This is a genomic window from Bartonella sp. CL63NXGY, assembly GCF_042194905.1.
GTDB lineage: Bacteria > Pseudomonadota > Alphaproteobacteria > Rhizobiales > Rhizobiaceae > Bartonella.
In genome coordinates this window covers 16,902-41,210 of record NZ_JBHINK010000011.1, presented here as the reverse complement: position 1 = coordinate 41,210, position 24,309 = coordinate 16,902, and the positions used below count along the sequence as shown (strand labels likewise).

Here is a 24,309-nt window from a genome sequence, read left to right as displayed (position 1 = left end):
CCTTTCACATTATTTATCAGCAATCCCCTTGTTTTTAAAGAAAAAATTCAAATATCTGTGTTGCATATTAACTACACTTTGTAAAGAATAATATTCCTTCTTGCATTGTTTTAATATTGTTGTTTTTACAAACGAGTACAACTTAAAATTGCCATTTTCATGTAGCACAATCTCAATTTGAAAAGACTTCTGTCTCTTTAAGAAGAAGAGCTTGAGAGTGAACAGATCCACGATCAAGGCTTTTAAAACAAACAAACGAGGAGAATTAAACTGTCATCAAATGACAACACTCTCCAGTTTGTTAGAGGCAATGGAATGTCGACATATGAACAAATATTATTTGTTAAAGAGAGGTAAAATGACAGATAATAGATTCCAAAACATCATTTTTATCGTGACCATGCTGCTTTTTACGGCAGTTTTTGTATCTGATCTTTCTTATGCTGCTCCTGCTGCTAGTGGAGGTGGTTTCGGGAATCTTGATGGTGTTTTAGGCAACATTGTCGCAATGATGACGGGTGCAACGGCAAAGCTTATTGCAATTATATGTGTTGCTGCTGTGGGGATTGGTTGGATGTACGGCTTTATTGACTTACGCAAAGCAGCTTACTGTGTTCTGGGGATTGCTATTGTTTTTGGTGCCCCTGCTCTCGTTGGTAAATTAGCGGGCACAACATAAATGAACGAAGATACTCTTTTCCTTGCCTGTACGCGCCCAGCCATGTTTGCTGGTGTTACAATGGAAGCGATGGCGCTTAATGTCATGGCGACATCCATTCTTTTCATTTTGACCAGTGATTTTACCATGTTTGGTCTTGGGATTGGGATACACTTTATTTTGCGAGAAGTGACAAAGTATGATCACAACCAATTTCGCGTATTATTTGCATGGCTCAATACCCGAGGAAAACAAAAAAACCTCAACAGATGGGGAGGAGGTTCGACCTCCCCTTTACGCCTTATCCGCACTTATAAGGAACTAAGCTGAAGGAACGAAGCCGGTGAAACAGATGTCAATAATGAAACGGGAAACTTTGCCTGAAGAATATATTCCCTATATACGCTACATCAACCAACATGTCGTTGCTTTAAATTCACGTTGTTTAATGGTTGTGTTGGCTGTTGAGGGTATAAATTTTGACACTGCGGATATTGATCAATTAAATTCTTTACACAACCAATTAAACACCCTTTTAAAAAATATCGCAGACGAACGGCTTGCTTTATATTCTCACATCATCCGCCGCCGTGAAACGATATACCCAGAAGGTCATTTTCTTTCATCTTTTGCAACAACATTAGATGAAAAATATAAAAAGAAAATGGTTTCACAAGAACTGTATAGAAATGATTTGTTTATTTCACTGCTTTGGAATCCGGCAGCGGATAAAACAGAAAAGCTGGTTTCATTTTTTCAGCGCTTGAGCAAAGCGAAGAAAACACAATCTGAACCCGATGAGGAAGCTATTCGTAAACTCGAAGAGTTAAGTCAAGATCTTATGCAAGGTTTGGAAGAATATGAAGTCCGTCTGCTATCAATCTATGAACATGAAGGACTTTTATTTTCCGAACAAAGTGAATTTCTCCACCAGCTGGTAGGGGGAAGACGTGAGCGTATTCCTCTCACATTTGGAACTATTGCTTCAACAATTTACTCAGATCGTGTTATTTTTGGGAAAGAAATTATCGAAATTCGCCATGAAAGCAATGAACGCTTTGTGGGCATGTTTGGATGGAAAGAGTATCCTTCTAAAACACGCCCAGGTATGACTGATGGTCTGCTTACGGTGCCATTTGAATTCATTTTAACACAATCCTTTGTCTTTAAAAGTAAGGCAGCCGCCAGTGCGATTATGAGCCGCAAACAAAATCAAATGATCAATGCAGCTGATCGTGCTAGCTCACAAATCGATGCACTAGATGAAGCGCTAGATGATTTAGAATCAAACCGTTTTGTTTTGGGAGAACACCACATTTCTTTAGCTGTTTTTGCTGATCATCCCAAAATATTGTCTGAAAACTTATCAAAAGCACGTTCCCATTTAACCAATGGAGGAGCGGTGATTGCCAGAGAAGATTTAGGATTGGAAGCAGCATGGTGGGCACAGCTTCCTGGAAACTTTAGCTATCGGGCGCGTTCAGGCGCCATTACTAGCAGAAACTTTGCCGCTTTATCGCCTTTCCATTCTTTTCCCGTTGGCAAACTGAAAGATAATGTTTGGGGAGCTGCTGTCGCATTGCTAAAAACACAGGCTGGTTCACCTTACTATTTTAATTTTCATTATGGCGATCTTGGAAACACGTTTGTTTGTGGTCCATCGGGATCCGGTAAAACAGTGATTGTTAATTTTCTTCTTGCACAATTACAAAAACACAATCCAACAATGGTTTTTTTTGATAAAGATCAAGGAGCAGAGATTTTTGTACGGGCTGGAGGAGGGAAATACAAACCTTTAAAAAACGGGCAGCCCACGGGTATTGCTCCCTTAAAGGGCATGGAATACACCGAAAAAAATAAAATCTTTCTTCGTAATTGGATCTTAAAGCTGGTAAGCGCTGAAGGGCAAATCGTAACAGAAGAAGAGCGACAAGATATCGCCAAAGCTATTGATTCCTTAGAAAACTTACCCCCAACCCAGCGCTCTCTTGGTGCACTTCAACTGTTTTTTGACAACACATCCAAAGAAGGGATTGCCATACGGCTGCAACGCTGGATTAGAGGCAATGATTTAGGATGGGTTTTTGATAATGATCAAGATGATCTCAATTTAAATGCGCAATTCATTGGATATGACATGACCGATTTCTTAGACAATGAAGAAATTCGGCGTCCCTTAATGATGTATCTCTTTCACCGCATTCTTGATTTGATTGATGGGCGGCGCATCATTATTGTCGTTGATGAATTCTGGAAAGCTTTGGAAGATGATTCATTCAAAGCTTTTGCTCAAGATCGGCTAAAAACAATCCGTAAACAAAATGGCATGATGCTCTTTGCAACACAAAGCCCTAAAGATGCTTTGAACTCAACAATCGCGCACACAATTATTGAGCAGTGCCCCACTCAAATATTTTTTCCAAATCAAAAAGCAAATTATAATGATTATGTCGAAGCTTTCAAACTTACTGAGCGTGAATTTGAACTGATACAGTCAGAATTAAGCAGAGAATCCCGTCGTTTTCTCGTCAAACAGGGGCAAAGTTCCGTTGTTGCAGAACTTAACTTACGTGGAATGAATGATGAGATCGCCGTTTTAAGCGGCACAACAAAAAACATTGAACTCATGAATGAAATTATCAACGAATATGGAGCTGACCCTGACAAATGGCTGCCCATATTTTATCAAAGGAGAAAAAATCAATGAAAAAATATGGCTTAGTTACACTGTTATCTTTTTCTTTTATTTCTCATGCAATATCACAAACGACACCCGATGCGGAGGAATATTATAAACAAGCACTCGAGAACACACAAAAATTAGATGCTGCAAAATCAGAAACAGCTGAAACCATTTATAAAAGTGCAACAGATACTGCAAAAAAAATTAAAGAAATAAGTCAACAGCTTGAAAATATTAAATCAAAACCAGACACAAAACCCGAAGAATTGCAAACCCTTCGACAAGAGATTCAAGTAAAGCTTTCTCTTCTTCAAGCAGATCTTCAAGTAAGTTCTTTAAAACTTCAGTCTCTCGATATGATTCAAGCAAGAGATACGAAAACAAAAGATGAATTACGTGAAGAAAAGGAACAACAAAAGCATAAACATCTTGAGGCACAATTAAAAGAAAAAGAAAAACAATTAAAAGAAAAACTTGAAAGTACGAATACAAATGTCAGACTTTAGTTTTTCTCCCTTTGAAAGCGTTTCTGGGTATATTTTAAAACCCTTAGATAATGTGATGGACACAACGGTGAGTGGGCTATCTTCTGCTATTTCAGCGCCCTTAAATCTCGCTGCAATCATTTTTATCTTTCTTTATGGCTATAATGTTATGACAGGTCGCGTTGCGCTTTCCATGCATAGTCTTCTCAATAATGTTGTTAAAATCGTTGTTGTTACAACAATGGCAACGAATGCGGATACATTTAATACTTACGTCAAGGATATTTTCTTCAAAGATTTATCCAACGCTATTGGGAATGCGCTTAACAGCAATCCTGCAAGCTCCAATGTTTTTGATTATATTTTGTTAAAGGCAAGTTCGCGCTATCAAGAAGTCTTATACAATGCTTGGTTTTTTGAAAAGATCATTGTGGGTCTTCTTGGTTCTATCATGCTTCTCGCGGTTATTCTTTTTTGTATAGGTGGTTTTATTGTGCAAATGTTTGCACAAGTTGCACTCGTCATGATTATAGGTCTTGGTCCTCTATTCATTAGTTTGTATTTGTTCAATGCAACGCGAAAATACTCCGATGCATGGATTACAACTTTGATCAATTTTACCATTTTACAAGTTCTCGTGATCATGCTTGGAACCATTATATGTCAAGTTATCCTACAGGTTCTCAAAGTTTCATATGAATCAATCTATGTTCTTTTCCCCCCTGTCATCGTCATTTCGATCATAGGGGTTATTATCTTCCGTGCGCTTCCCGGTATTGCAACAGCGCTGGCCTCTGGCGGACCATACTTTAACACTGCTGTCTCTTCAGGAGGACAGGTTTTCACAATGCTTGCCAATAGTGCAAGAGCGAGTGGGAATGCAATAAAAAGTGCCACTTTACAAATCTCAGGAGCTGCCGGTAAAGGTGCGGCAGGTGCGGCGGCAAAAGCAGGAAGATCCGGAGGTGGACGTGGTCGATTTTAAGATAAAGCACCTCTTTAAAAGAATAAGCATTTTTGTTTTTGCCTTGCGTGCGCCCTTTGGCGCACGCACCATGATCTTTTTCCATGAAAGATCTAGCATCTTGGGTCTTACAACAAAACCAATCAAAATCTTGCATCATATAAATTTGTAAAAATGTTCAGAATAAAGGCTCTCATGCATTGTATTCCAAGATATTTGTGAGTTCAAAAAATGAAACGAAAAATAACTTTTGTTATGGTCCTAACAATCGCTCTTACTGGTTGTGCCTCTTTGAGTGGCCCTAAAAAACCACCACGCTGTAATGGCAAACATACACGTGCTTTAAATAAAGATAAGTGGAATTGGAACAATAAAAACGTTGTCCACTCAGAAAAGAGCGTAAAGCCTGTTACCACTCCCATCATTCTCAATACTTTGGAAAGTGAAAAGGTAACAGCCAATTTGGCACTCAATTCAGCTTTATTAAAGCCGGTTATTCATGAAGCACGATCTGATAAAAAAGTGGAGGTTATGCGTGAAAAGTGATGCCCTTGAAGAATATATAAAAGAAGCGCGCTCATTTGACATTGATCGCATGCATAGCATGCGCGTGCGGATGAAAATTTCCATGGCTTTAACAGTGCTTTTGGGATTGATGACGATTGCGCTGGCTTTAGCTGTCGCAGCTTTGACGCCTTTGAAAACAGTAGAGCCTTTTGTTATCCGCGTTGATAACTCAACAGGCATTATTGATACTGTAAGCGCCCTAAAAGAATCCCCTAACGACTATGATGAAGCGATAACGCGTTATTTTGCCAGCCAATATGTTCGTGCTCGTGAAGGTTTTCAAGCATCCGAAGCAGAAAACAATTTTCGCTTAGTTTCTCTTTTATCTTCTCCAAAAGAACAAAACCGTTTTGCAAAATGGTACGCGGGCAATAATCCAGAAAGTCCGCAAAATATTTATCATAACATGATTGCTACGGTCACAATCAAATCAATCTCTTTTATAAGCAAAGATCTTATCCAAGTTCGTTACTATAAAACGATCAGAGACTTTAATGAAAAAGAAAATATTTCCCATTGGATTTCAATCTTAAATTTTTCCTACGTGAACGCACACATTTCAACGTCTGATCGTCTTATCAACCCTCTTGGTTTTCAAGTATCGGAATATAGATCTGATCCAGAGGTGATAAAATGATCAGACTTTTACAAACAATCTCTTTAATTTTTACGATCACTTTCAGCTTTCACACAGTTCTCTCACTTGCAGAAACAGCGCCTGTCAGTGCACGTAAAGATAACCGCATCAGATTTGTCAATTATGACCCCTACAACGTCGTACAAATCATTGGCTCCATTCGCTCTTCGGTTCAACTAGAATTTGCCGTTGATGAAGAAGTAACCTATGTAGGAATTGGAAATTCGGTTGCTTGGCAAGTTGCTCCGGCTGGACACTTTGTTTTTCTCAAACCACGTGAAGTCCAACCTGTGACCAATTTACAAATTGTCACAAGCCGCCAAGATGGAACACAACGCTCTTATCAATTCGAGCTACAAGTCCGTGAAGGTGATGTTTCAGCCGGCAATGAGACGTATTTCTTGGTAAAGTTTCGTTACCCAGAAGATGAAGCATTACGTAAGAAATTAGCCGAAGCAGAAAAAGAAAAACAACGTGAAGAAAACTTTGTCAATGATATTTTAAATATCCATGAAGATTTTGGACCACGCAATTGGGCTTATGAAGCCCAAGGCTCTTCCCTTATTGAACCCGCTTCTGTCTATGATAATGGGAAAACAACAACCTTTATCTTTTTAGGCAACATTGAAATCCCTGCCATTTACATTGTATCGCCTGATGGGCAAGAAGCGCTTATTCCCAAATCGATTAAAGGCAACAAAGTTATTGTTCATGCAACAGGTGCACAATTCACGTTACGACGTGGGAATGAAGTATTGTGCATCTTTAATAAAAGGTTCGTACCAGAAGGAATTAATCCTGAAACAGGTACGACATCACCATCTGTACAACGTAAAATGAACCTAGGAAGCAGCCATGAATAACACCGTGGATGAAAAAAGCATTAATGATCGCGATACAATAAAAAATGCTCAAGGGAAAAGTCAACAGAACAATGTGGGGAAAGCTATTGCTCTTATTATTCTTTTCAGTGTCTGTCTTTATTTAGCCTATTCAACACTTGTTACAGACAAAAAACAACCAATTGAATCTTCAAAAGAAGGAAACGTTATAAAACAAACAGAGCTTTTTCGCCCTGCAAAGCCTACCCCTCCCCCCTTTGAACAGCCTCAACGAAATAACGCTCTATTACCAAAAGTCGAGCTACCAACACCAAACATCAATCAATTAAATTCTGATAACTCACTGCTGGAAGCAGCACAACGTGCTCCTGTATTAGCTTATGCAAGTACACAACAAGGCAAAATAAATTCACAAACAAATAATGGTGTTTTGCCTCACCAACTTGAAAGCAAACCTGATGAAATAACACAACGTTTTAATCATCTTCTTAAACCCACAGTGCTTGAAGGTATTCGTGCTTCAACCCTTGGCAATCGAAACTACATCATCGCGATGGGAACGTCTATCCCTTGTATTTTAGAAACAGCCATCAACAGTGATCAACAAGGTTTTGCCAGTTGTATTGTTTCCAGAGATATCTTATCAGACAATGGTCGTGTTGTCCTTCTTGATAAAGGCACCCAAATTGTTGGTGAATATCGCGCCGGATTGAAAAAAGGCCAAACACGTCTCTTTGTACTATGGAATAGAGCAAAAACCCCCAATGGTATCATTATATCCTTAGCTTCACCGGCAACGGATGCTTTAGGGCGTTCTGGTATGGATGGAGATATTGATAACCATTGGCTTGAGAGGATTGGGTCTGCGCTTCTTGTATCACTAATAAAAGATGTAACACACTATGCCAATAAACGTTTATCAAAAAAACAGGAAAAAGAAGAAACTGAAACAGTCTCTTCAGGACAAAACATCGCAAACATTCTCGTAGAAAATTACGCCAATATTCCTCCAACATTATCCAAAAACCAAGGGGAAATGGTGAATATCTTTGTTGCCCGCGATTTAGATTTTTCCAGCGTTTATAAATTGAAAGTCATCGAAAACAAAAAACAGATTATCAATCGAGCTGTTTCAAGAAACTTTTACAAAAATTCGGCGGTAACTTTAGAATGAACTCAAACTTACATACCATGAGCGATGAAACCGTTGCGATTGTTCTCACAAAACTTGAACCCATCAGTACTTTTTTGAAAGATGATAGTCTCTTTGAAATTGTTATCAATCGTCCCTATCAAGTAATGACTGAAGGGTTTGATGGATGGAAAACAATAGAAGCTCCGGCTCTCTCTTTTAATGAGCTTATGGGGATTGCGAAAGTTGTCGCATCCTATTCCAAGCAAAACATATCGGACAAAAACCCAATATTATCTGCAACGCTACCAGGCAATGAGCGTATTCAAATTGTCATTCCGCCCGCTGTCGAAAAAGACACGATTAGTATGACAATTCGTAAACCGTCATCGCAGAGTTTTTCTCTCGAAGAGCTCGCAAATAAGGGCCTCTTCTCGCTATGTGAACGGGTATCTTTCACGCCCTTGCATGACTATCATTCTCGTTTTAACGAACTCAAAATCATCGAGCATAACTTAGCTCATGCCTACTGTAATAAAGACTTTGTCTCCTTTTTAAATCAAGCTGTAGAATGCCAAAAAAATATTTTAATTGCGGGAAAAACCGGTTCGGGTAAAACAACATTATCAAAAGCATTAATCGCAAAAATCCCTCAAGAAGAGCGTATTATCACCATCGAAGACACACAAGAATTGGTGATACCACACCCTAACCATGTCTCAATGTTCTATTCAAAAGATGGACAAGGCTTAGCCTCCGTTGGCCCCAAAGAGTTGCTTGAATCATCTTTACGGATGCGTCCTGATCGTATTCTTTTGCAAGAACTTCGAGATGGTACAGCCTTTTATTATATCCGCAATGTCAATTCAGGTCATCCAGGCTCCATTACAACGGTTCATGCCTCAACAGCCCTTGCAGCCTTTGAGCAGATGACCCTTTTGGTCAAAGAAAGTGAAGGCGGTGGTGATTTAGAGCGTGATGATATTCGAGGACTGTTGATTTCAATGATTGATATCATCATCCAATGCAAACGGATTGAAGGAAAATTTAAAGTCACAGAAATTTATTACGATCCCTTCAAACAACGAAACATCTTTGGAGGGGACTAAAGGAAGATCACACCGGCTGCCAAAGGCTCTTTTAAAGAAACGATTGCAAATAAAAGGAAAAATGCGTGAAAACCAAAGAAACAGAAAACAGAGAAAATCTTTTATCGATGACAGAAGAAGAATTGAAAAAACGCCGTGAAGCCGTTGAATCAGCCATCAGCACCCATGCAATAGAGGGAATAGCGCTTCATTCCAAAACGTTGAAAATTTTAGAAGAATACGCAAAGGGGAATATTTCACTCGAAGAATTTAATACTCTTATGGACAACACGACATTATAAGGAAGCTACAATGCCAAAAGCAAAATTAAAAAAAACAGATGTGACATCCACAGTGCCTTCCCCTGAATATTATATGTATCCTAAAAGCAAAACATTAAAAAATAAATATGGAATAACAAACCTTGACGCTTTTACGGCAAGATGTGCGCATGATTCAGCAAAAGCGATGGTTAATCTGCGTGAAGCCCCCTTACCAGAAAAGTTTGATAGCTCCTATCTATGCCTTATTCATCAATGTCTATTTGAAAATACCTTTGAATGGGCTGGACAAACCCGCAATGTTCCCTTTACATTTGAAGATGGTACTACTGCCGTCGCTCCAGTAATGAAAAAAATAACAAATTTTGCAGTCGGTAGCAAATTACAAGAAGGTTTACAAAAATTAGATCAAACGCTTGCCGAAAAAAATAATTTGCAGGATTTATCATGCAAAGAATTTGCTTATGAAGCAGCCAAAATATTTGCCTCTCTCAACTATACACACCCCTTTAGAGAAGGCAACGGACGTACACAACGGATCTTTTTTGAAAATCTTGCCAAAGCCGCAGGGCATCAGCTTGATTTTTCACTGGTTACAAAAGAACGCATGTTGGTTGCTAGTGTTGCAGCAATACAAAATGACAATCTAGAACCAATGCAACATCTGTTTGACGATATCTCTAATCCCAATAAAATACCTCTTTTAAAGGAATTCATGAGCAACACGAAAGAACTTGGGCGTAGTGTGAATGATCGCCCTGTTATGGTCACAAAGGAAGGTGAAACCTACACGGGCACCTATAGAGGTGCTGGTCTTAACAGCTTTGCCTGCAATGTAAAAGGAGCTTACATTATCGGCAATAAAGAACATCTCACACCAGAACAACTCAAAACATTAAAACCCGGTGATAAATTTACCTTTACCGTTCCCGAAACAAAAGAGCTTGAAAGCATTCTTATTCCAGAAGAGAAATTAGCCCCTTTGACAAAAAATGAAACGGCCCAAATGGTTGCAGAAGATGCCTGTGTCCACGTAAGCCTAAAACAGGTCCAGAAACTGTCAAAAATTGTTTATGGTAATACAAAAACATTAGACAAACAGATGGTAGAAATCATCAAAAATCCAAGCTTAGGCCAACAGCTCGCCAACAAGATTGAAAGGGCACCGAGCTCTGTTTCTCGTCTTGCAGGTTTCAGTTTATGTGGACTACAAAATCAGGCACGTGCAAACGCTAAAAATCATATTGGTATGCTCTGTACTGCCGTTGCAAATTTCGCGTATGCTGTAAAATATGCTGAAAAGGAAATCACGCAAGAACATGCAACAGAACAAAGTCGCCTTGCAAAAACAATAGAAATGCCAAGTCAAAGCTTGCAAGATCTCTTCGCCTTGCCAAAAGAATTACAGCAGGAAGCTTTAGCAAAAAATCCTTTATGTCAAAAAGAGCTTAGCAACTTTGTAAAAAAGATCAACACCCGTCTTTCACCAAATGAACATAAAGCAGTTCAAAATAATGATTATGAAACACTGGCTAACAGTATTGGTGTATCAGAAAATAAAGCCAAACAAATTACACAAATTATTAAGCAAACCAAAGAAGTACATCAGCAAGCACAAATATGCACAATACGCCATTCCAAAGCATTCGCTATGGCCTGCTAAGAATGGATAAAACCTTCCTCCTTGATGAGAAAGGCTCATAAACGAAAACTGTTTGGCGTTATCTGCACCTTTGCAAAAAGAGATGAGAGTTAATATCACGTACCTGAAAAAGAGCATTTCGCAACATATTCTGATAGAATTGAGAGTAAAATACAATGAAATATACCAAAACACAAATGGTACTTATTTTAACACCAATCGCTTTAGGTGCTTTAACGATATTCCTTGTCCCTCATTTTTTACTGTTAATAACAAATGGACTAAAGAGCGATCAAATTTATTGGACTCTTCGTTCTGAGCCTTTATTAGTCTTAGCACTAACGGCTGCTGTTTCATTGTTGTATAGTCTGTCGCAAAAACTGCACTTACGTAAAATAATCACTTTTGTCTCCGTTGTTTTTTTTGGAACAACCGCTCTTTACTATATTGGTGGTGAAATAAAACGTTTAAGTCCCTATGTTGGCCAACAAGGAATAACGTGGAGCTATGCGCTTCAATTCATGGACCCCATGGTTGTCTTTGGCATCATCATTGGTGGTTTTCTTTCCATCATTCAATTCATAACAACCTCTCCACCTAAAAATAAGGTCAAGCGTGCAAAAAAAGGTGTTTTTGGTGAGGCCTCTTGGATGAATTTAAGAGAGGCAGCAAAAATCTTTCCTGCCAATGGGCAAATTGTTGTGGGTGAAAGATACCGTGTTGATCAAGATAATGTGTGCAAAATTCCCTTTGCGCCTGGCAATAAAACAACATGGGGAAAGGGTGGAACAGCCCCTTTGCTAACCTTTAATCTTGATTTTGGTTCAACTCATATGATCTTTTTTGCTGGTTCTGGTGGCTATAAAACCACAAGTACAGTAGTTCCTACGTGTTTAACCTATCCAGGGTCTATTGTTTGTCTTGATCCTTCAACAGAAGTTGCCCCAATGGTCAAATTTGCGCGTCAAAAGATGGGGAATAGAAATGTCATTGTTCTCGATCCCAATTCATTTTTAACAAAAAATTTTAATGTCATCGATTGGCTTTTAGACGACAGCGTACCACGCACACAACGCGAAGCGAATATTGTAAGCTTTTCCAAGTTGCTCCTTACAGATAAAAAATCAGACAATTCTTCAGCAGAATATTTCTCGACACAAGCCCATAATTTATTAACAGCTCTTCTTGCTCACGTTGTATTTTCTGATGAATATGAAGACAACGAGCGCAATTTAAAAACATTGCGTGGCATTCTCTCTCAATCAGAAACAGCTGTTGTTAATCAATTACGCATGATTCAAGAAACAACACCTTCTCCTTTTATTCGTGAAATGGTTGGTATTTTTACAGAAATGGCAGAACAAACCTTTTCAGGAGTCTATACAACCGCCTCAAAAGATACCCAATGGCTTTCTTTGTCCAATTACGCAGATCTTGTCTGCGGAGATGATTTTTTTTCCTCAGATATTGCAAATGGCAATACAGATGTTTTTCTCAATCTCCCCGCAAGCATTTTAAACAGTTATCCAGCTATTGGACGTGTAATTATTGGCGCCTTTCTCAATGCCATGGTTACAGCAGACGGTAACTATAAAAAGCGTGTTTTATTTGTCTTAGATGAAGTTGATCTTCTAGGCTATATGAATATTTTAGAAGAAGCACGCGATCGTGGACGTAAATACGGTACATCCTTAATGCTTTTTTATCAATCCTCTGGTCAGTTGGTCAATCACTTTGGAGAAGCCGGAGCACGCTCATGGTTTGAAAGCTGCTCTTTTGTCAGCTATGCTGCCATTAAAGACCTCCAAACAGCCAAAGACATTTCAGAACGCTGTGGACAAATGACCGTTGAAGTCACCGGAACAAGCAAATCAAGAGGCTTATCCTTAGGAAAGAGTTCATACAACGTCAATTACCAACAAAGAGCCCTGATTTTACCCCATGAAGTTATTCAAGAAATGCGTCAAGATGAACAAATTATTCTTATGCAAGGACACCCCCCTTTGCGATGTGGTCGCGCCATTTATTTCAGAAGAAAAGAAATGTTAGCCGCAGCTGCAAAAAACCGCTTTGCCCCACAAAAGAAAAACTAACCTCCTATTATGAGATCTTGACTATGAAAAGAACAACCACAAAAACAACATAGATTTCTATTTTTTAAAAACCCGTTAACAAAAAGTTTTTGAACGCTTCCTCACACATATAAGGAAAACATGATAAAAAAATCCGTGTTTTTTCCTTTTTGTATTTTGTGTATCGTTTTACCAGCGCCCATCATCTTTATAAAAATACCACCCCCTCAAATCACCTATAACTAAACCAACATCTCTACTTGGGAAAGTCTGCAAATACATTCCTACAAAGCTTTTTGTGTATAATTTATCCCCTACAAACAACCAAAAACATTTCACAACGCTAATCCCCAATATCAAGACTTAAGAAAAACAAAAGATTGATCTTTGAGACAAGAACTCTCAAAACACCCACACTCAAGAACATCGATTTTTTCCCAAAAAACATTTAAGATATACATCAAAATGAATAAATCATTCTTATACAAGCTTTTCCCCCTTTACGATATCATAAAGTGTTCTATTTTAATGATAAAGCGCTGAAAAAGGCTTTTCTCCCAACCAAAGAAAGAGTTTTCTCTCTTATGGATCTTAGAACAGCGCAATACAATAAGAGCAACAATACAAAATAAAAAACATTTTGTTGCAAAAATACACAAACAAGATGTTCGTATGGCAAGATATTCATATGGAGCAGTAAGAAAAACATAATGGAGAAAAATTCTTGATAACTGCTTTTACCCATAGATTCACCAATCTGAGTACTGTGTATAAAAAGTACCAGCACCATCCGCTAACCAAGAGCGATCGCACCCGCCATATCCACGCCCCTCATCAAAGCGCTCTTGCAAACAACTTTGTTAAAGGAAAAAAACAACAATTTTAAGCAATATTTTTCTTTTTGACCTCTTCCTTACACCTCAAAGAACGAAGATTTTACCCAAAGTCAATTTGTAGAAAATCCATTTTCTAACTACTCATGGGATTCATATCAAGGCCCTCAATACCAGTATTTTACAGCACAAGGTAATAAACAAAGGAACCATCAGAAAAACTTTTCAAAAATAAATGAAAAAAGAAAATAGGCATGAAAACAATCATAACAGAACATTTTGCACCTCTTACACCAAAAACCTTTCAAAAGCATCACAAAACGATTGCTACAACTATCCATACACTGGAGGGAAAAGTGCTTTCTCTCATAACTACCAAAATCTCAAAAGAATACGCGAAGGGGAATTTTTCACATGCAGCGTTTAAGACGCTCATCAACCACCACCCTACCTACTTAGGAGAGATTATATGTTAGAGCAAAATTATCTATATAAAGGTACCCCAACACTCAAAAATAAATATGGCATAAAAGACCCCAAAAAACTGTATGAACGCTGTGCTCATGATACCGCCAGAGAAGCCGTCAATTTTCGCCACGAACCACTTCCACAAAAATTTGATGCTTCCTATCTAAAACTAATCCACTGGAGCCTCTTCCACAGAACTTTTGAATGGGCTGGAAAAACCCGCGATACATCCTTTACATTTGAAGACGGCACCACTGCCCATATGCCGGCGATGCGTCCCAAAGGTTATGAAGTTCCTTTTGCTATCGGACCGCAGATTCAAAAAGAACTAAAAAAACTCGAAAAAACACTTAATGAGAAGAACAATTTAAAAGGTTTATCGCGCCAAGAATTTGCTGAAAATGCCGCAGAAGTTTTTATGGCGCTCGAGCACGCACATCCTTTCAGAAAAGGGAATGGGCGCGTCAATCGAATGTTTATGGAAAAACTTGGACAAGCCGCAGGACATACCATTGACTTTTCTTTCATCACAAAAGGACGCATGACAGCAGCTTGTATTGAAGCCATGCAATATGGCAATCCCCAACCGATGAAAGATCTTTTTGAAGATATCACACATCCGCAAAAATCCCTTGTTTTAAAAGAATTCATCTCCCAAATGAGAAACGCGGGACTGGATGAAATTAACAATCGTGTTGTTGTTGCAACAAAAGAAGATGTAACCTACGAAGGCGTGTTTAGAGGTTTTTCAGCAGAAGGTTTTGTCATGGAAGTAGAGGGTGCTTTCGTAGTCGGCCACAAAGATGATCTCCCCCCAGAACTCGTCAAAACATTACAAAACGGTACTCGCCTCTGCTTTCAAAAAACCAACGTTCAAAATGTAAAAGAAATATTGATCCCAAAAGAAACATTAGAATCTCTCACCCATGAAGAGTTATTCACAAAGATTTCAAATGACGCTTATGTTGAAGCATGCCGAAAAGAAATCAAAAATTTATCAAAACTCGTTTATGGTAAAATCCACGCCTTAAATACAAAAATAGATATCTTAACGGCTGATCCAAGCTTAGGAAATCAATTTGCTGATGAAATTTTACAAAACCCTCAATCAATTTCTAAACTTGCAGGGAGAAAAATACTTGACATGAAAAGCCCAAATCGCAGACTGGCGGAACAAACTGCTCCACAACTCAGCCAAGCCCTTAAAAATTATGCCACAATAACACAACAAACAAAAGAAGAAATTTTAGAGCAACATCAAAGAGAACAAAATCGCCTGAGTCACGCTGTCGAAACACCTGGAAAAAATTTACAAAACCTTTTTGCCTTACCAAGAGAACAACAAAAGGAAGCTTTATTGCATTCTCCAACACTACGACAAGAACTCCATCACTTTTCGCGCCAACTACACAATCGTCTATCCTCAGAAGAGCGTAAAGCCATACAAGAAAAAGATCATACCAGACTAGCGTGCCTCCTTGGGACATCGGAAAGCAAAGCAAAAGAAATTGCGAATACTGTAAAGAACACCCAAGAAGCACAATGTCAAGCCCGCAGCTTGAAAGTTAGTCGCTCTTCATCGCTTGCTCTTACCGGCTAAAAACGCGTGAACTTTTGCCTTCCAACTAACTCTTAGCGCCAATCATTTTATCTCCATTACGCTCACCAATTGTTTTAAAATGGTACAAAAAATAGTCCTAAAAATGAATCCTTTAATTTGATGTAACTTATTGATAATATTTCATAAAAAAACTGTATAAAAGACATAAATGTCCACTATATATCAATATGAATAGCGCAAAATCTTTGGAGGTCATTTAATTTGATATCTTACCTTATCCTAAAGTTGTTATCAAAAAAGTGAGGAATGCGCCAAAGAGGTTTTCTAAAAATATTGAAAGGAAACAGCCATGAAAAAAAGTCACCCACAACCAGCCCCCCAGAACCCACAACCCCAGAGCCAAGACCCCCTCTATGCCAAGGTTAATAAACCACCCAAAGAACAGCGCAACCCACAACACTATACACTTCAACAACCACCAGAAACGGTCTTTGCTCCCAAAAAGCCACTTGACCAACAAAACCTAGGATCTCCTAATGTAGAAGACCTCTACGCAAAGGTTAATAAACCACCCAAAGAACAGCGCAACCAACAACAATACACACTTCAACAACCACCAGAAACGGTCTTTGCTCCCAAAAAGCCACTTGACCAACAAAACCTAGGATCTCCTAATGTAGAAGACCTCTACGCAAAGGTTAATAAACCACCCAAAGAACAGCGCAACCAACAACAATACACACTTCAACAACCAGCAGAAACGATCTATGCTCCCCAACAGCCACTAGGAAATCCCTATGACAGACTTGGTGGAAGACCAAGTGATGGGCGGCGCACCGACAGACTCGTAGACCCCTATAAAATAACGGACTTGGAAGCGCAAGGTTGGCAAACACCCTATGATACAATTGGTGGAGGAGCACAGGGTGGAGGACATCGCCAAGAACCGGAACATCTCTATGCAGAGCTTAACTTTGATGAACGTGGTGAGCCCTCTCCCCAAAGACCACTCGAATCTGTCTATACAACGGTTGGCATGGGGGCTGAAGGTAGGCAAGAGTCTGAACAACTAGAAAATCCTATCTACCAAGGCGTTGGAGGAGGAGCAACACCCCCTCCCAGAACCCAAAAAGATGTGGTTACAACAAAGCTTTTAAAAAACGTAGACTTTCAATATGGTGTAAGAGAAACGCAAGAGTGGTGCAGAGTTGTTTATGGTAACGAACATGCTTTGAATAACCACCTTGCTAAAATTCTTGACAACCCTCAAAGTGCAGAGCAAATCTTATGGGAGCTTGCCGAACATCCTGAAGGTCCTGGCAAGCTTGCGGGGAGCAAAATACTTGGTGTAAAGTCTCCAAGCCGCAGAGAAGCTGAAGATGGTTTTTCTCCCCTTTGCTCAGCTCTTGAGAGACATATACATAATACACAAAAGCTCCATAAACAGTTTACACGGGAGCATGAAAGAGAAAGAGGTCAAAGACAAGAAAGTCCAGAAAGAGAAGCAGAACACAGACACCACCACCACCATCATCATCGTCATGCAAGAGGACAAGAACAAAATAGTCCAGAGCACAGCCCACAAAGACAAAGACATGGAGAAAAAGGAATGGCTTTTGCCATGTAAGTGGACATAAACGTAAAAACAGATAGTTTTTGTTTTTCATTTAATCTTTTTTTCATAGAATCTCTTGGCGCAAATCATTTCATAGCGATTGCGCCAAGAGTTGTTTTAGAATGTTACAAAAAATAGTTCTAAAAGTGGATCCTGTAATTTATTGTAACTTATTGATAAAATTTCATAAAAAAACTGTATAAAAGACATAAATGTTCATTACATATCAATATTGAATAGCGCAAAATCTTTGGCGGTCATTCGGTTGGATATCTTCCTTTATATAAAAGTTATCAAAACTAAAAGTGGGGAATGCACCAAAGAGGTTTTCTAAAAATATTGAAAGGAAATATGTATGAAAAAACATCATCCACATCCTTCTGCAAATCCAGAAGCCCTCTATGCACAAGTTAAGAAACCAAACAGAGGAAACCAGCGCGGACCAAAACCAGAAGAAGACGTTCTATACGCAACTGTTAGCAGTGTTTCTCCTTCAAGAGGGAGACATCCTGATCGGGGAAGAGAAAGTTCTGAAACCGATTACACAGAGGTTGCTCCCCCAAAACGCGAAGAAGAAGTTACATACGCAACTGTTAGCAGTGTTACCCCTTCAAGAGGGAGACATCCTGATCGGGGAAGAGAAAATCCTGAAACCGACTATACAATGGTTGCTCCACAACAAAGAGGAAGACCTTCATCTTCCCTCACAGCTGATCAAATAAGTGTCATACTTTTAAAAAATCCACAAGTTCAAGCATATGCACAAGAGGTCGTGCATTGGGGTACAACTGTTTATAACAGTGACACGCTTTTCCAACAGCACTTGCAAGACATACTTAAAGATCCCACTAAAGGAAAAGAGCTTTCAAATCAACTTGCTGAAAATCCTGAATCTATGCACAGGCTTGCTGGACGCTCCACACTTGGCTTAAAAAATCAAGCACGCAAAGCAGCTGAAGACGGTTTTAAACTGCTCGTTGATGCCATTGATGGTTATACGAAAGCTGTAGAAAATGCAATGGAACAGCTATTGCACACCCCTCTAGCGGAACAAAGACGCCATCAAGAAAATTCTCAGCAAGTTGAGAGACACCATCATCGTCATCATCATCACACAAGAGGACAAGAACAAAATAGTCCAGAGCACAGCCCTCAAAGACAAAGACAAGGAGAAAAAGGAATGGCTTATGCCATGTAAGGGGTCATAAACATAAAAACAGATAGTTTTTGTTTTTCATGTAATTTTTTTTCAGTGAGTTTCTTGGCGCAAATCGTTTCATCGCGATTGCGCCAAGAATTGTTTTAGAATGTTACAAAAGATAGTCCTAAAAATGGCGCCTGTAATTCACGACAACTATTGATAACTTATTGATAATATTTCACAAAAAAACTGTATAAAAGACACAAATGTCCATTAAGCTGATTGCAAATAGCGCAGATCTTTGGAAACTCATTCAGCTCGATATTTCTTTTGTCTCAAAGCGATCCAAGCATAAAAGGCAAGAATGCACCAAAGAGGTTTTCTAAAACAATTTTTGAAAGGAAACATGCATGAAAAAAAACCACCCTCATCCTTTTCCATCCTCTTCAATACAAGAACTTATAAAGCTCTATGAACAAGCAGCGGCAGAGGTCTCAGGCGCAGCCCCCCTTCCTAAAGAAACGCCTTCAAAAAGCAAAAGACTGTCATCCATACCGGAAGAAGATGAGGAAAGACAATCTCTTTTAAGCGAAGAAACTGTATATACATCAACAAATCCAACAGCTTCGTTAACAAGAGGCGGCTCGACCAAAAGGCAGCAAAAAACTGAAACGACACACGCAACAGTTACTTCACAAGTTACCCAAAGGACAACAAGAGTTCTCTCAGAGGAAGAAATCATTCTATTGCTTCCACACCATTCATTGGTTCGAACCTATCAAGAAGAAATCCAACGTTTATCTGCGAGTGCCTATGGTAACCCAAACATTTTGCAAGAAAAAATGCAGGAAATTCAAATAAATCCCGCTGCAGGAGAAGAGCTCTCATGGCGCATGGCAGCTTATCCTGAAAGTCTTGCTAAACTTTCCGGCACTAGCATGTTGGGCTTTAAAAATCGAGTGCGTAGACAAGCGGAAGAGAGTTATTCCACTCTCAGTATCACCATTGATTGTTATACAGAAGCTGTAAAACAGGCAAGAGAGAACCTCTTACAATCTCCAGAGCAAGAACTCAAAAACTATGAACGCTTTATGGGGAAGGAAGCCGTCGCTAAACTTCTACAAAAACCAGATCGTTCCCAAAGGGAAAAAGAAAGCCTTTCAGAAGTAGAAATTTCTACCCAAATTCACCAACATTCAAAAGTCAAAAGACACCATGCCCAAATTCAATATTGGTGCGGAGTTGTTTTTGGCAACACAAACATTTTGCAATCACAAGTGGAAACACTTTTCCAAAACCCTGAAACAATAGAAGCACTCGCACAGCAACTTGTCGGAAATCCTCAATCTTTTCACAAGTACGCTGGTCGTAACTTTTGTGGCTTTAAAAATCAAGCACGCAGACATGCTGAAGCTGGTCTTTCTCACCTCATTGACGCCACTGACAATTATGCAACAGCTGTAGCACAAGTAAGAGAGAGCTTTTCAAAAACTCAGCAGACAAAACAAGAACACAATGAAGCATCTTCTGAGAGATCGCAAAACTTGCATCAACAACAAAGCGTCTTACAGTCTGCTCAACGCCCCGAGCCTTCAATAGTAACGCATGAAGGAGCAACAACCTCTACGCAACAAAGAGAAACAGATATTCGTCCTCGCAAAACTACCGCCCCAAAAGCGATGGCTTTTGCCAGCTAAACAGGACATAAGTTTTCACATTAAATCTAACATCTTGGCGCAACACAGAACAGGGGTGTTTGCGCCAAGAAAGAGAGAAAATTGATAGAAAATTTATTTTTCCGTCCCTTAACCCAAACACTGGAGAAAACAATCTTTAGAAAATGATTATGATCTGAGCCAAGAAAGCCCCATCTTGTGAAACCATTCAGTTTGATATCTGCTCTCGTAAAGACCGAGTAAAAAAGCATAAAACAGAATAAAAACCAACGTACGTTTTTAAATAGTATTTAAAAACAATATTGGAAGAGTTTGAAAGGAACATGCATGAAAAAAAGAAATCCCTCCCCTTTTATCACCGAAATGATGGAAAAATTTCAACAACCGGCTGAACAATCCCCCACCAGAACCCCTCCTTCCCAAGTTTCTCAAAATTTGCCAAAACCAACTGTAGAAAAACGCCCAGAAAATTTATCACACCACCCAAAGGTTGCGCCACCGCCCCCCCCCCGCATGAGAGCAAACACTCAAACCAGCACAATGCCCTCCAGCGCTAAAATCCCCAGCACCAAAACCCAAGAGATACCTCCTCTACAAACAAAAGTAGCTCCGCCCAAACCCCCACGCACAAAAGAAAATCTACAACCCAGCTCACAAATCCAAGAACGCTCCTCTCCGCACACAAAAACGCCTCCACAAAGACCACCACGTGCAAAAGATAGAGAACAAAACAAAACAACAGCTCAAGAGAGAGAACTCCTCTATGCAACGCCTACTTCGCAAACACCCCCACGCATGAGGGAAAAAGCACAAACCGGCACAAAAATCCCCAGCTCACAAATCCAAGAAAACTCCTCTCCGCACACAAAAGCAGCTCCACAAAGACCACCACGTGCAAAAGATAGAGGACAAAACAAAACAACGGTTCAAGAGAGAGAACACCTCTATGCAACGCCTACTTCGCAAACATCGCCACGCATGAGAGACAGAGTGCAAAACGGTACAAAAATCCAAAATCCTGAAACATACGACCCAAGTGTTAGACCCAAAACACCATCACATATGAAAGTCAGACAGCAAAGCAGTTCATCATCACAAGACAGTGGAACATATGCCGTCCCACCTTCAAGAAAACCGCACCGTATGGGAAACAGAAAACAAAGCGATACTATCGTCCCAAAACCTGCCTCTCCACACACAGCAATTGAACAACCAAAACCGTCTCACGGACAAAAATCATCTATTAATACAATGGAAAGAGAGCTGTTACTCGTAGCATATCAAGAAGAAATACGATTTTTGTGCGAAAAGGTTTATGGCAACAGGCTTATTTTAGAAGAAAGAATAGAAGCAATCAAAGAAAACCCCAATATGGGAGAACAGCTCTTATGGGATATTACAGAACAGCCTAAGTCTATTTCTAAGCTTGCTGGTAGAAAAGTTCTCGGCATAAAAAATAACGCGCGCAAACAAGCTGAAGAAACTCTTCCTACCCTATGTGCTGCTATTAACGGTTATATGTATACTTCAAAATATACAAAAAGTGAAAATATTTCACAAGGTTTTCACACGAAACAACAACATCAGCGACAAGCACAAGAGAAAGATCCAATAAATCAACATTTACAAAATTCGCTCAATTCAGAAAAGAAAATAAAGCCTCTCTCAAATCAGGAAATTGCCCGCAGAGTTCAACAAGATCCATCGGTTCAATATGGTCAAAGAGAGATCCAATATTGGTGCCAAATTGTTTATGATGATCCATTTATTTTACAATATAGAATGGAAGATATGCACAAAATTCCAGAGATGGGAGAAGAGCTTGTATTTCAAATTGAAAAGGATTCTACATCTTTTGCTCCACTTGCTGGTAGAAAAACCCTTGGCATAAAAAACGGAGCACGCAAAGCCGCTGAAGAAAATATCCCTACCCTTTGTACCGCCATTAAGGACTATGCTGATACAATAAAACAGTTAAGAGAAACCATTGTGCAAAACCATCAGGCAGAACAACAAAAACGTTATCAACCACCTACCGATCTCGATAAAAAATTACAAAAGCAGCAAAGCTTATCGCAGCCCCTGAAGCTGCCTGAACGCTCAACAGCAAAGCGGCATAAAGAGGTTACAGAAACTTCTAGACAAGAAGACCAGCCGCAAGTTCGACCGCGCAGAGCCGAAGCATCAAAAGCAATGGCTTTGTCGTGATAAATCTCACAATTGTTGGCTTTTTATCCAAAACTTTGGTGCAATTATCTTGCCAAGATTGCATCAAAGACGGTGTGTGAAATACAGAAAACTTTGAATAAGACACCCCATTATTTTACAGAATTCATTGATAAAATTTCACGATAATACTTCATAAAAATTACAAACTTTAACTTTGTTCCATGCGAATAAGGTCAATTTTTTCAATCATTCAAATAGGCATTCTTCTTTAAAGAAAACACCATAAAATAATAAAAGGCAAAAAATATAAAAAAGCTTTCAAAAAATAATGTTAACATTTGAAAGGAAATATGCATGAAAGAAAACACAGAACATTGTGCCTCCTCTACACAGGAAGAATTGCAAGAACAACACTCTGTAATTAATGCAGCCATTTCAAAGCAAATCAATGAAGAAGCGCAAAATTTTTTCTACCCCAATAGCAAAGTGCTTAAAAATAAATACCGCATCAAAGATAAAGAAATATTAAAAGAATGCTGTTCTAATGATGTAAAAAAAGAAATGATAAAACTGCATCAAGAACCTCTACCAGAGCAGTTTAATGCCTCTTATCTAAAATACCTTCATCAACGCCTCTTTTCCCGTGCATTTGAATGGGCCGGACACACACGCGAAGAGCCTTTTACATTTGAAGATGGTACTGTTGCTTCTATGCCCATTTTGAAAAGAAAAGAATTTACAAAACCTTTTGCGATTGGCAGAAAAATACAGAAGGGACTAGAAAAGTTAGATAAAACGCTTTCTGAAAAGAATAATTTACAAGGCTTAACGCGCGAAGAATTCGTTGAACAAGCCGCTGGAATAATGATAGATTTGCACCACTTGCATCCTTTCAGAGAGGGCAATAGGCGCACAAAGAGACTGTTTGTTGAAAAACTCGCTCAAGCAGCAGGACATGAGCTAGACTTTTCTCTTGTGAGCAAAAAACGTAAAGACTTTGTCCGCGCCGCTGCCATGGAACATGGCGATCCAGAGCCTATGAAGCATCTGCTTGAGGATATCTCAAATCCAGAAAAATTGCTCATTTTACAAGAATTTACCAACTCTATGAGAGAGCTTGGATTGGATGAAAAAAATTATTATCTCACTGTCGTCGCAAAAGAAGGAGAAACCTATCATGGTACCTACAGAGGCAGTGGACCCAATGGCTTCATGCTTGATGCCAACGGGACTTTCATCTTAGGAAATAAAAAATATCTCACCCCAGAGCAAATACAGACATTAAAAATCGGTGACGCCCTCTCCTTTACAGCGCCCAAAACTCAAAACCCAGAAAAAAACATTGCTTCCAGAAAAAAAAGAGCCGTTCTCACAAACGATGAAATAACTGAAAAGAGCAAAGACAACGCATCCATTCAAACAAAGAAAAAAGAAAAAGCCCATTTTTCACCATGGAGTGCCCCTCATGCTTTACATGACAGCATTGAAGTTATGCCCGAAAATTTGCAAGAACAAGAACAAATGACCAAACCAATTGCTCAATCTTCTTCCTCTATGAGGCAAATGCAAAAAGATTTCCAAAAAAACATTTTACAGACCAGCAATACAGCGACAAATAATCCAATATCTGTCCAAATGACAAAGGAAAAACGCTCTGATCATCAAGAAAGAATGAAACAGCCCCCAAAAAAAGCAATGGCATACTGGGACACTGGTACAAAAAAAAACGGACACCGTCCCTCTCACCTTACAGGAGAAATTATCCTCATCGCCTCAAACCGAAGAAAATAAGACA

Annotated in this window: 19 protein-coding genes; all 19 read left to right on the top strand. The window is 39.2% G+C overall.

Features of this window, described 5'->3' with window-relative positions:
* Positions 1-358: 358 nt before the first annotated feature.
* The 19 genes from ACFIK0_RS06685 to ACFIK0_RS06595 all read left to right on the top strand — a co-directional run bounded on the left by ACFIK0_RS06685 (position 359) and on the right by ACFIK0_RS06595 (position 24,305).
* On the top strand, positions 359-679 hold the full coding sequence (locus tag ACFIK0_RS06685) for a TrbC/VirB2 family protein (RefSeq protein ID WP_273790962.1): 321 nt from the start codon (positions 359-361) through the stop codon (positions 677-679).
* Entirely contained in the window at positions 680-988 is a 309-nt protein-coding gene (locus ACFIK0_RS06680; RefSeq protein ID WP_273723684.1) for a type IV secretion system protein VirB3, read from the top strand.
* A 22-nt stretch (positions 989-1,010) separates the two neighbouring features.
* A complete protein-coding gene (locus ACFIK0_RS06675; protein WP_273790961.1) occupies positions 1,011-3,365 on the top strand; it encodes a VirB4 family type IV secretion/conjugal transfer ATPase in 2,355 nt (784 codons plus the stop codon).
* Positions 3,362-3,847: a type IV secretion system protein VirB5 gene (locus tag ACFIK0_RS06670; protein WP_375663686.1), complete on the top strand. Its 486-nt coding sequence runs from the start codon at positions 3,362-3,364 to the stop codon at positions 3,845-3,847. Before ACFIK0_RS06675 ends, ACFIK0_RS06670 begins: the two co-directional genes overlap by 4 nt.
* Entirely contained in the window at positions 3,834-4,811 is a 978-nt protein-coding gene (locus ACFIK0_RS06665; protein WP_273790982.1) for a type IV secretion system protein, read from the top strand. The genes ACFIK0_RS06670 and ACFIK0_RS06665 overlap by 14 nt, the downstream gene beginning before the upstream one ends.
* Positions 4,812-5,021: 210 nt before the next feature.
* A complete protein-coding gene (locus ACFIK0_RS06660) occupies positions 5,022-5,336 on the top strand; it encodes a type IV secretion system protein VirB7 (RefSeq protein WP_375663685.1) in 315 nt (104 codons plus the stop codon).
* On the top strand, positions 5,290-5,994 hold the full coding sequence (locus ACFIK0_RS06655) for a virB8 family protein (protein ID WP_273790958.1): 705 nt from the start codon (positions 5,290-5,292) through the stop codon (positions 5,992-5,994). The genes ACFIK0_RS06660 and ACFIK0_RS06655 overlap by 47 nt, the downstream gene beginning before the upstream one ends.
* Positions 5,991-6,857, top strand: coding sequence for a P-type conjugative transfer protein VirB9 (virB9, locus tag ACFIK0_RS06650; protein ID WP_273790957.1), 867 nt, complete (start codon positions 5,991-5,993; stop codon positions 6,855-6,857). The genes ACFIK0_RS06655 and virB9 overlap by 4 nt, the downstream gene beginning before the upstream one ends.
* Positions 6,850-8,010 carry a type IV secretion system protein VirB10 gene (gene virB10 / locus ACFIK0_RS06645; RefSeq protein ID WP_375631334.1) on the top strand — a complete coding sequence of 387 codons (1,161 nt, stop codon included), beginning with the start codon at positions 6,850-6,852 and terminating at the stop codon, positions 8,008-8,010. Before virB9 ends, virB10 begins: the two co-directional genes overlap by 8 nt.
* Positions 8,007-9,077, top strand: coding sequence for a P-type DNA transfer ATPase VirB11 (gene virB11, locus ACFIK0_RS06640; RefSeq protein ID WP_273790955.1), 1,071 nt, complete (start codon positions 8,007-8,009; stop codon positions 9,075-9,077). Before virB10 ends, virB11 begins: the two co-directional genes overlap by 4 nt.
* Before the next feature lie 107 nt (positions 9,078-9,184).
* Positions 9,185-9,358, top strand: coding sequence for an antitoxin VbhA family protein (locus ACFIK0_RS06635; protein ID WP_375631348.1), 174 nt, complete (start codon positions 9,185-9,187; stop codon positions 9,356-9,358).
* Positions 9,359-9,368: 10 nt separating this feature from the next.
* Positions 9,369-11,000 carry a BID domain-containing T4SS effector gene (locus ACFIK0_RS06630; RefSeq protein WP_375663684.1) on the top strand — a complete coding sequence of 544 codons (1,632 nt, stop codon included), beginning with the start codon at positions 9,369-9,371 and terminating at the stop codon, positions 10,998-11,000.
* Positions 11,001-11,155: 155 nt separating this feature from the next.
* A complete protein-coding gene (traG, locus tag ACFIK0_RS06625; protein WP_375643569.1) occupies positions 11,156-13,072 on the top strand; it encodes a Ti-type conjugative transfer system protein TraG in 1,917 nt (638 codons plus the stop codon).
* Between the two features lie 1,281 nt (positions 13,073-14,353).
* A complete protein-coding gene (locus tag ACFIK0_RS06620; RefSeq protein ID WP_375663683.1) occupies positions 14,354-15,952 on the top strand; it encodes a BID domain-containing T4SS effector in 1,599 nt (532 codons plus the stop codon).
* A 310-nt stretch (positions 15,953-16,262) separates the two neighbouring features.
* On the top strand, positions 16,263-17,540 hold the full coding sequence (locus ACFIK0_RS06615; protein WP_375663682.1) for a BID domain-containing T4SS effector: 1,278 nt from the start codon (positions 16,263-16,265) through the stop codon (positions 17,538-17,540).
* A gap of 343 nt (positions 17,541-17,883) precedes the next feature.
* Positions 17,884-18,726 carry a BID domain-containing T4SS effector gene (locus tag ACFIK0_RS06610; RefSeq protein WP_375663681.1) on the top strand — a complete coding sequence of 281 codons (843 nt, stop codon included), beginning with the start codon at positions 17,884-17,886 and terminating at the stop codon, positions 18,724-18,726.
* Between the two features lie 353 nt (positions 18,727-19,079).
* Positions 19,080-20,366 (top strand): BID domain-containing T4SS effector, encoded by a 1,287-nt coding sequence (locus tag ACFIK0_RS06605; RefSeq protein ID WP_375663680.1) that lies wholly within the window; start codon positions 19,080-19,082, stop codon positions 20,364-20,366.
* Between the two features lie 306 nt (positions 20,367-20,672).
* On the top strand, positions 20,673-22,553 hold the full coding sequence (locus ACFIK0_RS06600; protein ID WP_375663679.1) for a BID domain-containing T4SS effector: 1,881 nt from the start codon (positions 20,673-20,675) through the stop codon (positions 22,551-22,553).
* A gap of 315 nt (positions 22,554-22,868) precedes the next feature.
* Positions 22,869-24,305 carry a Fic family protein gene (locus ACFIK0_RS06595; protein WP_375663678.1) on the top strand — a complete coding sequence of 479 codons (1,437 nt, stop codon included), beginning with the start codon at positions 22,869-22,871 and terminating at the stop codon, positions 24,303-24,305.
* The last annotated feature ends 4 nt before the right edge of the window (positions 24,306-24,309 follow it).

What these genes read in the sequence shown, in the direction of transcription:
- ACFIK0_RS06685 (WP_273790962.1), top strand. Translation starts at nt 359, where the DNA reads ATGACAGATAATAGATTCCAAAACATCATTTTTATCGTGACCATGCTG.
- ACFIK0_RS06680 (WP_273723684.1), top strand. Translation starts at nt 680, where the DNA reads ATGAACGAAGATACTCTTTTCCTTGCCTGTACGCGCCCAGCCATGTTT.
- ACFIK0_RS06675 (WP_273790961.1), top strand. Translation starts at nt 1,011, where the DNA reads ATGTCAATAATGAAACGGGAAACTTTGCCTGAAGAATATATTCCCTAT.
- ACFIK0_RS06670 (WP_375663686.1), top strand. Translation starts at nt 3,362, where the DNA reads ATGAAAAAATATGGCTTAGTTACACTGTTATCTTTTTCTTTTATTTCT.
- ACFIK0_RS06665 (WP_273790982.1), top strand. Translation starts at nt 3,834, where the DNA reads ATGTCAGACTTTAGTTTTTCTCCCTTTGAAAGCGTTTCTGGGTATATT.
- ACFIK0_RS06660 (WP_375663685.1), top strand. Translation starts at nt 5,022, where the DNA reads ATGAAACGAAAAATAACTTTTGTTATGGTCCTAACAATCGCTCTTACT.
- ACFIK0_RS06655 (WP_273790958.1), top strand. Translation starts at nt 5,290, where the DNA reads ATGAAGCACGATCTGATAAAAAAGTGGAGGTTATGCGTGAAAAGTGAT.
- virB9 (WP_273790957.1), top strand. Translation starts at nt 5,991, where the DNA reads ATGATCAGACTTTTACAAACAATCTCTTTAATTTTTACGATCACTTTC.
- virB10 (WP_375631334.1), top strand. Translation starts at nt 6,850, where the DNA reads ATGAATAACACCGTGGATGAAAAAAGCATTAATGATCGCGATACAATA.
- virB11 (WP_273790955.1), top strand. Translation starts at nt 8,007, where the DNA reads ATGAACTCAAACTTACATACCATGAGCGATGAAACCGTTGCGATTGTT.
- ACFIK0_RS06635 (WP_375631348.1), top strand. Translation starts at nt 9,185, where the DNA reads ATGACAGAAGAAGAATTGAAAAAACGCCGTGAAGCCGTTGAATCAGCC.
- ACFIK0_RS06630 (WP_375663684.1), top strand. Translation starts at nt 9,369, where the DNA reads ATGCCAAAAGCAAAATTAAAAAAAACAGATGTGACATCCACAGTGCCT.
- traG (WP_375643569.1), top strand. Translation starts at nt 11,156, where the DNA reads ATGAAATATACCAAAACACAAATGGTACTTATTTTAACACCAATCGCT.
- ACFIK0_RS06620 (WP_375663683.1), top strand. Translation starts at nt 14,354, where the DNA reads ATGTTAGAGCAAAATTATCTATATAAAGGTACCCCAACACTCAAAAAT.
- ACFIK0_RS06615 (WP_375663682.1), top strand. Translation starts at nt 16,263, where the DNA reads ATGAAAAAAAGTCACCCACAACCAGCCCCCCAGAACCCACAACCCCAG.
- ACFIK0_RS06610 (WP_375663681.1), top strand. Translation starts at nt 17,884, where the DNA reads ATGAAAAAACATCATCCACATCCTTCTGCAAATCCAGAAGCCCTCTAT.
- ACFIK0_RS06605 (WP_375663680.1), top strand. Translation starts at nt 19,080, where the DNA reads ATGAAAAAAAACCACCCTCATCCTTTTCCATCCTCTTCAATACAAGAA.
- ACFIK0_RS06600 (WP_375663679.1), top strand. Translation starts at nt 20,673, where the DNA reads ATGAAAAAAAGAAATCCCTCCCCTTTTATCACCGAAATGATGGAAAAA.
- ACFIK0_RS06595 (WP_375663678.1), top strand. Translation starts at nt 22,869, where the DNA reads ATGAAAGAAAACACAGAACATTGTGCCTCCTCTACACAGGAAGAATTG.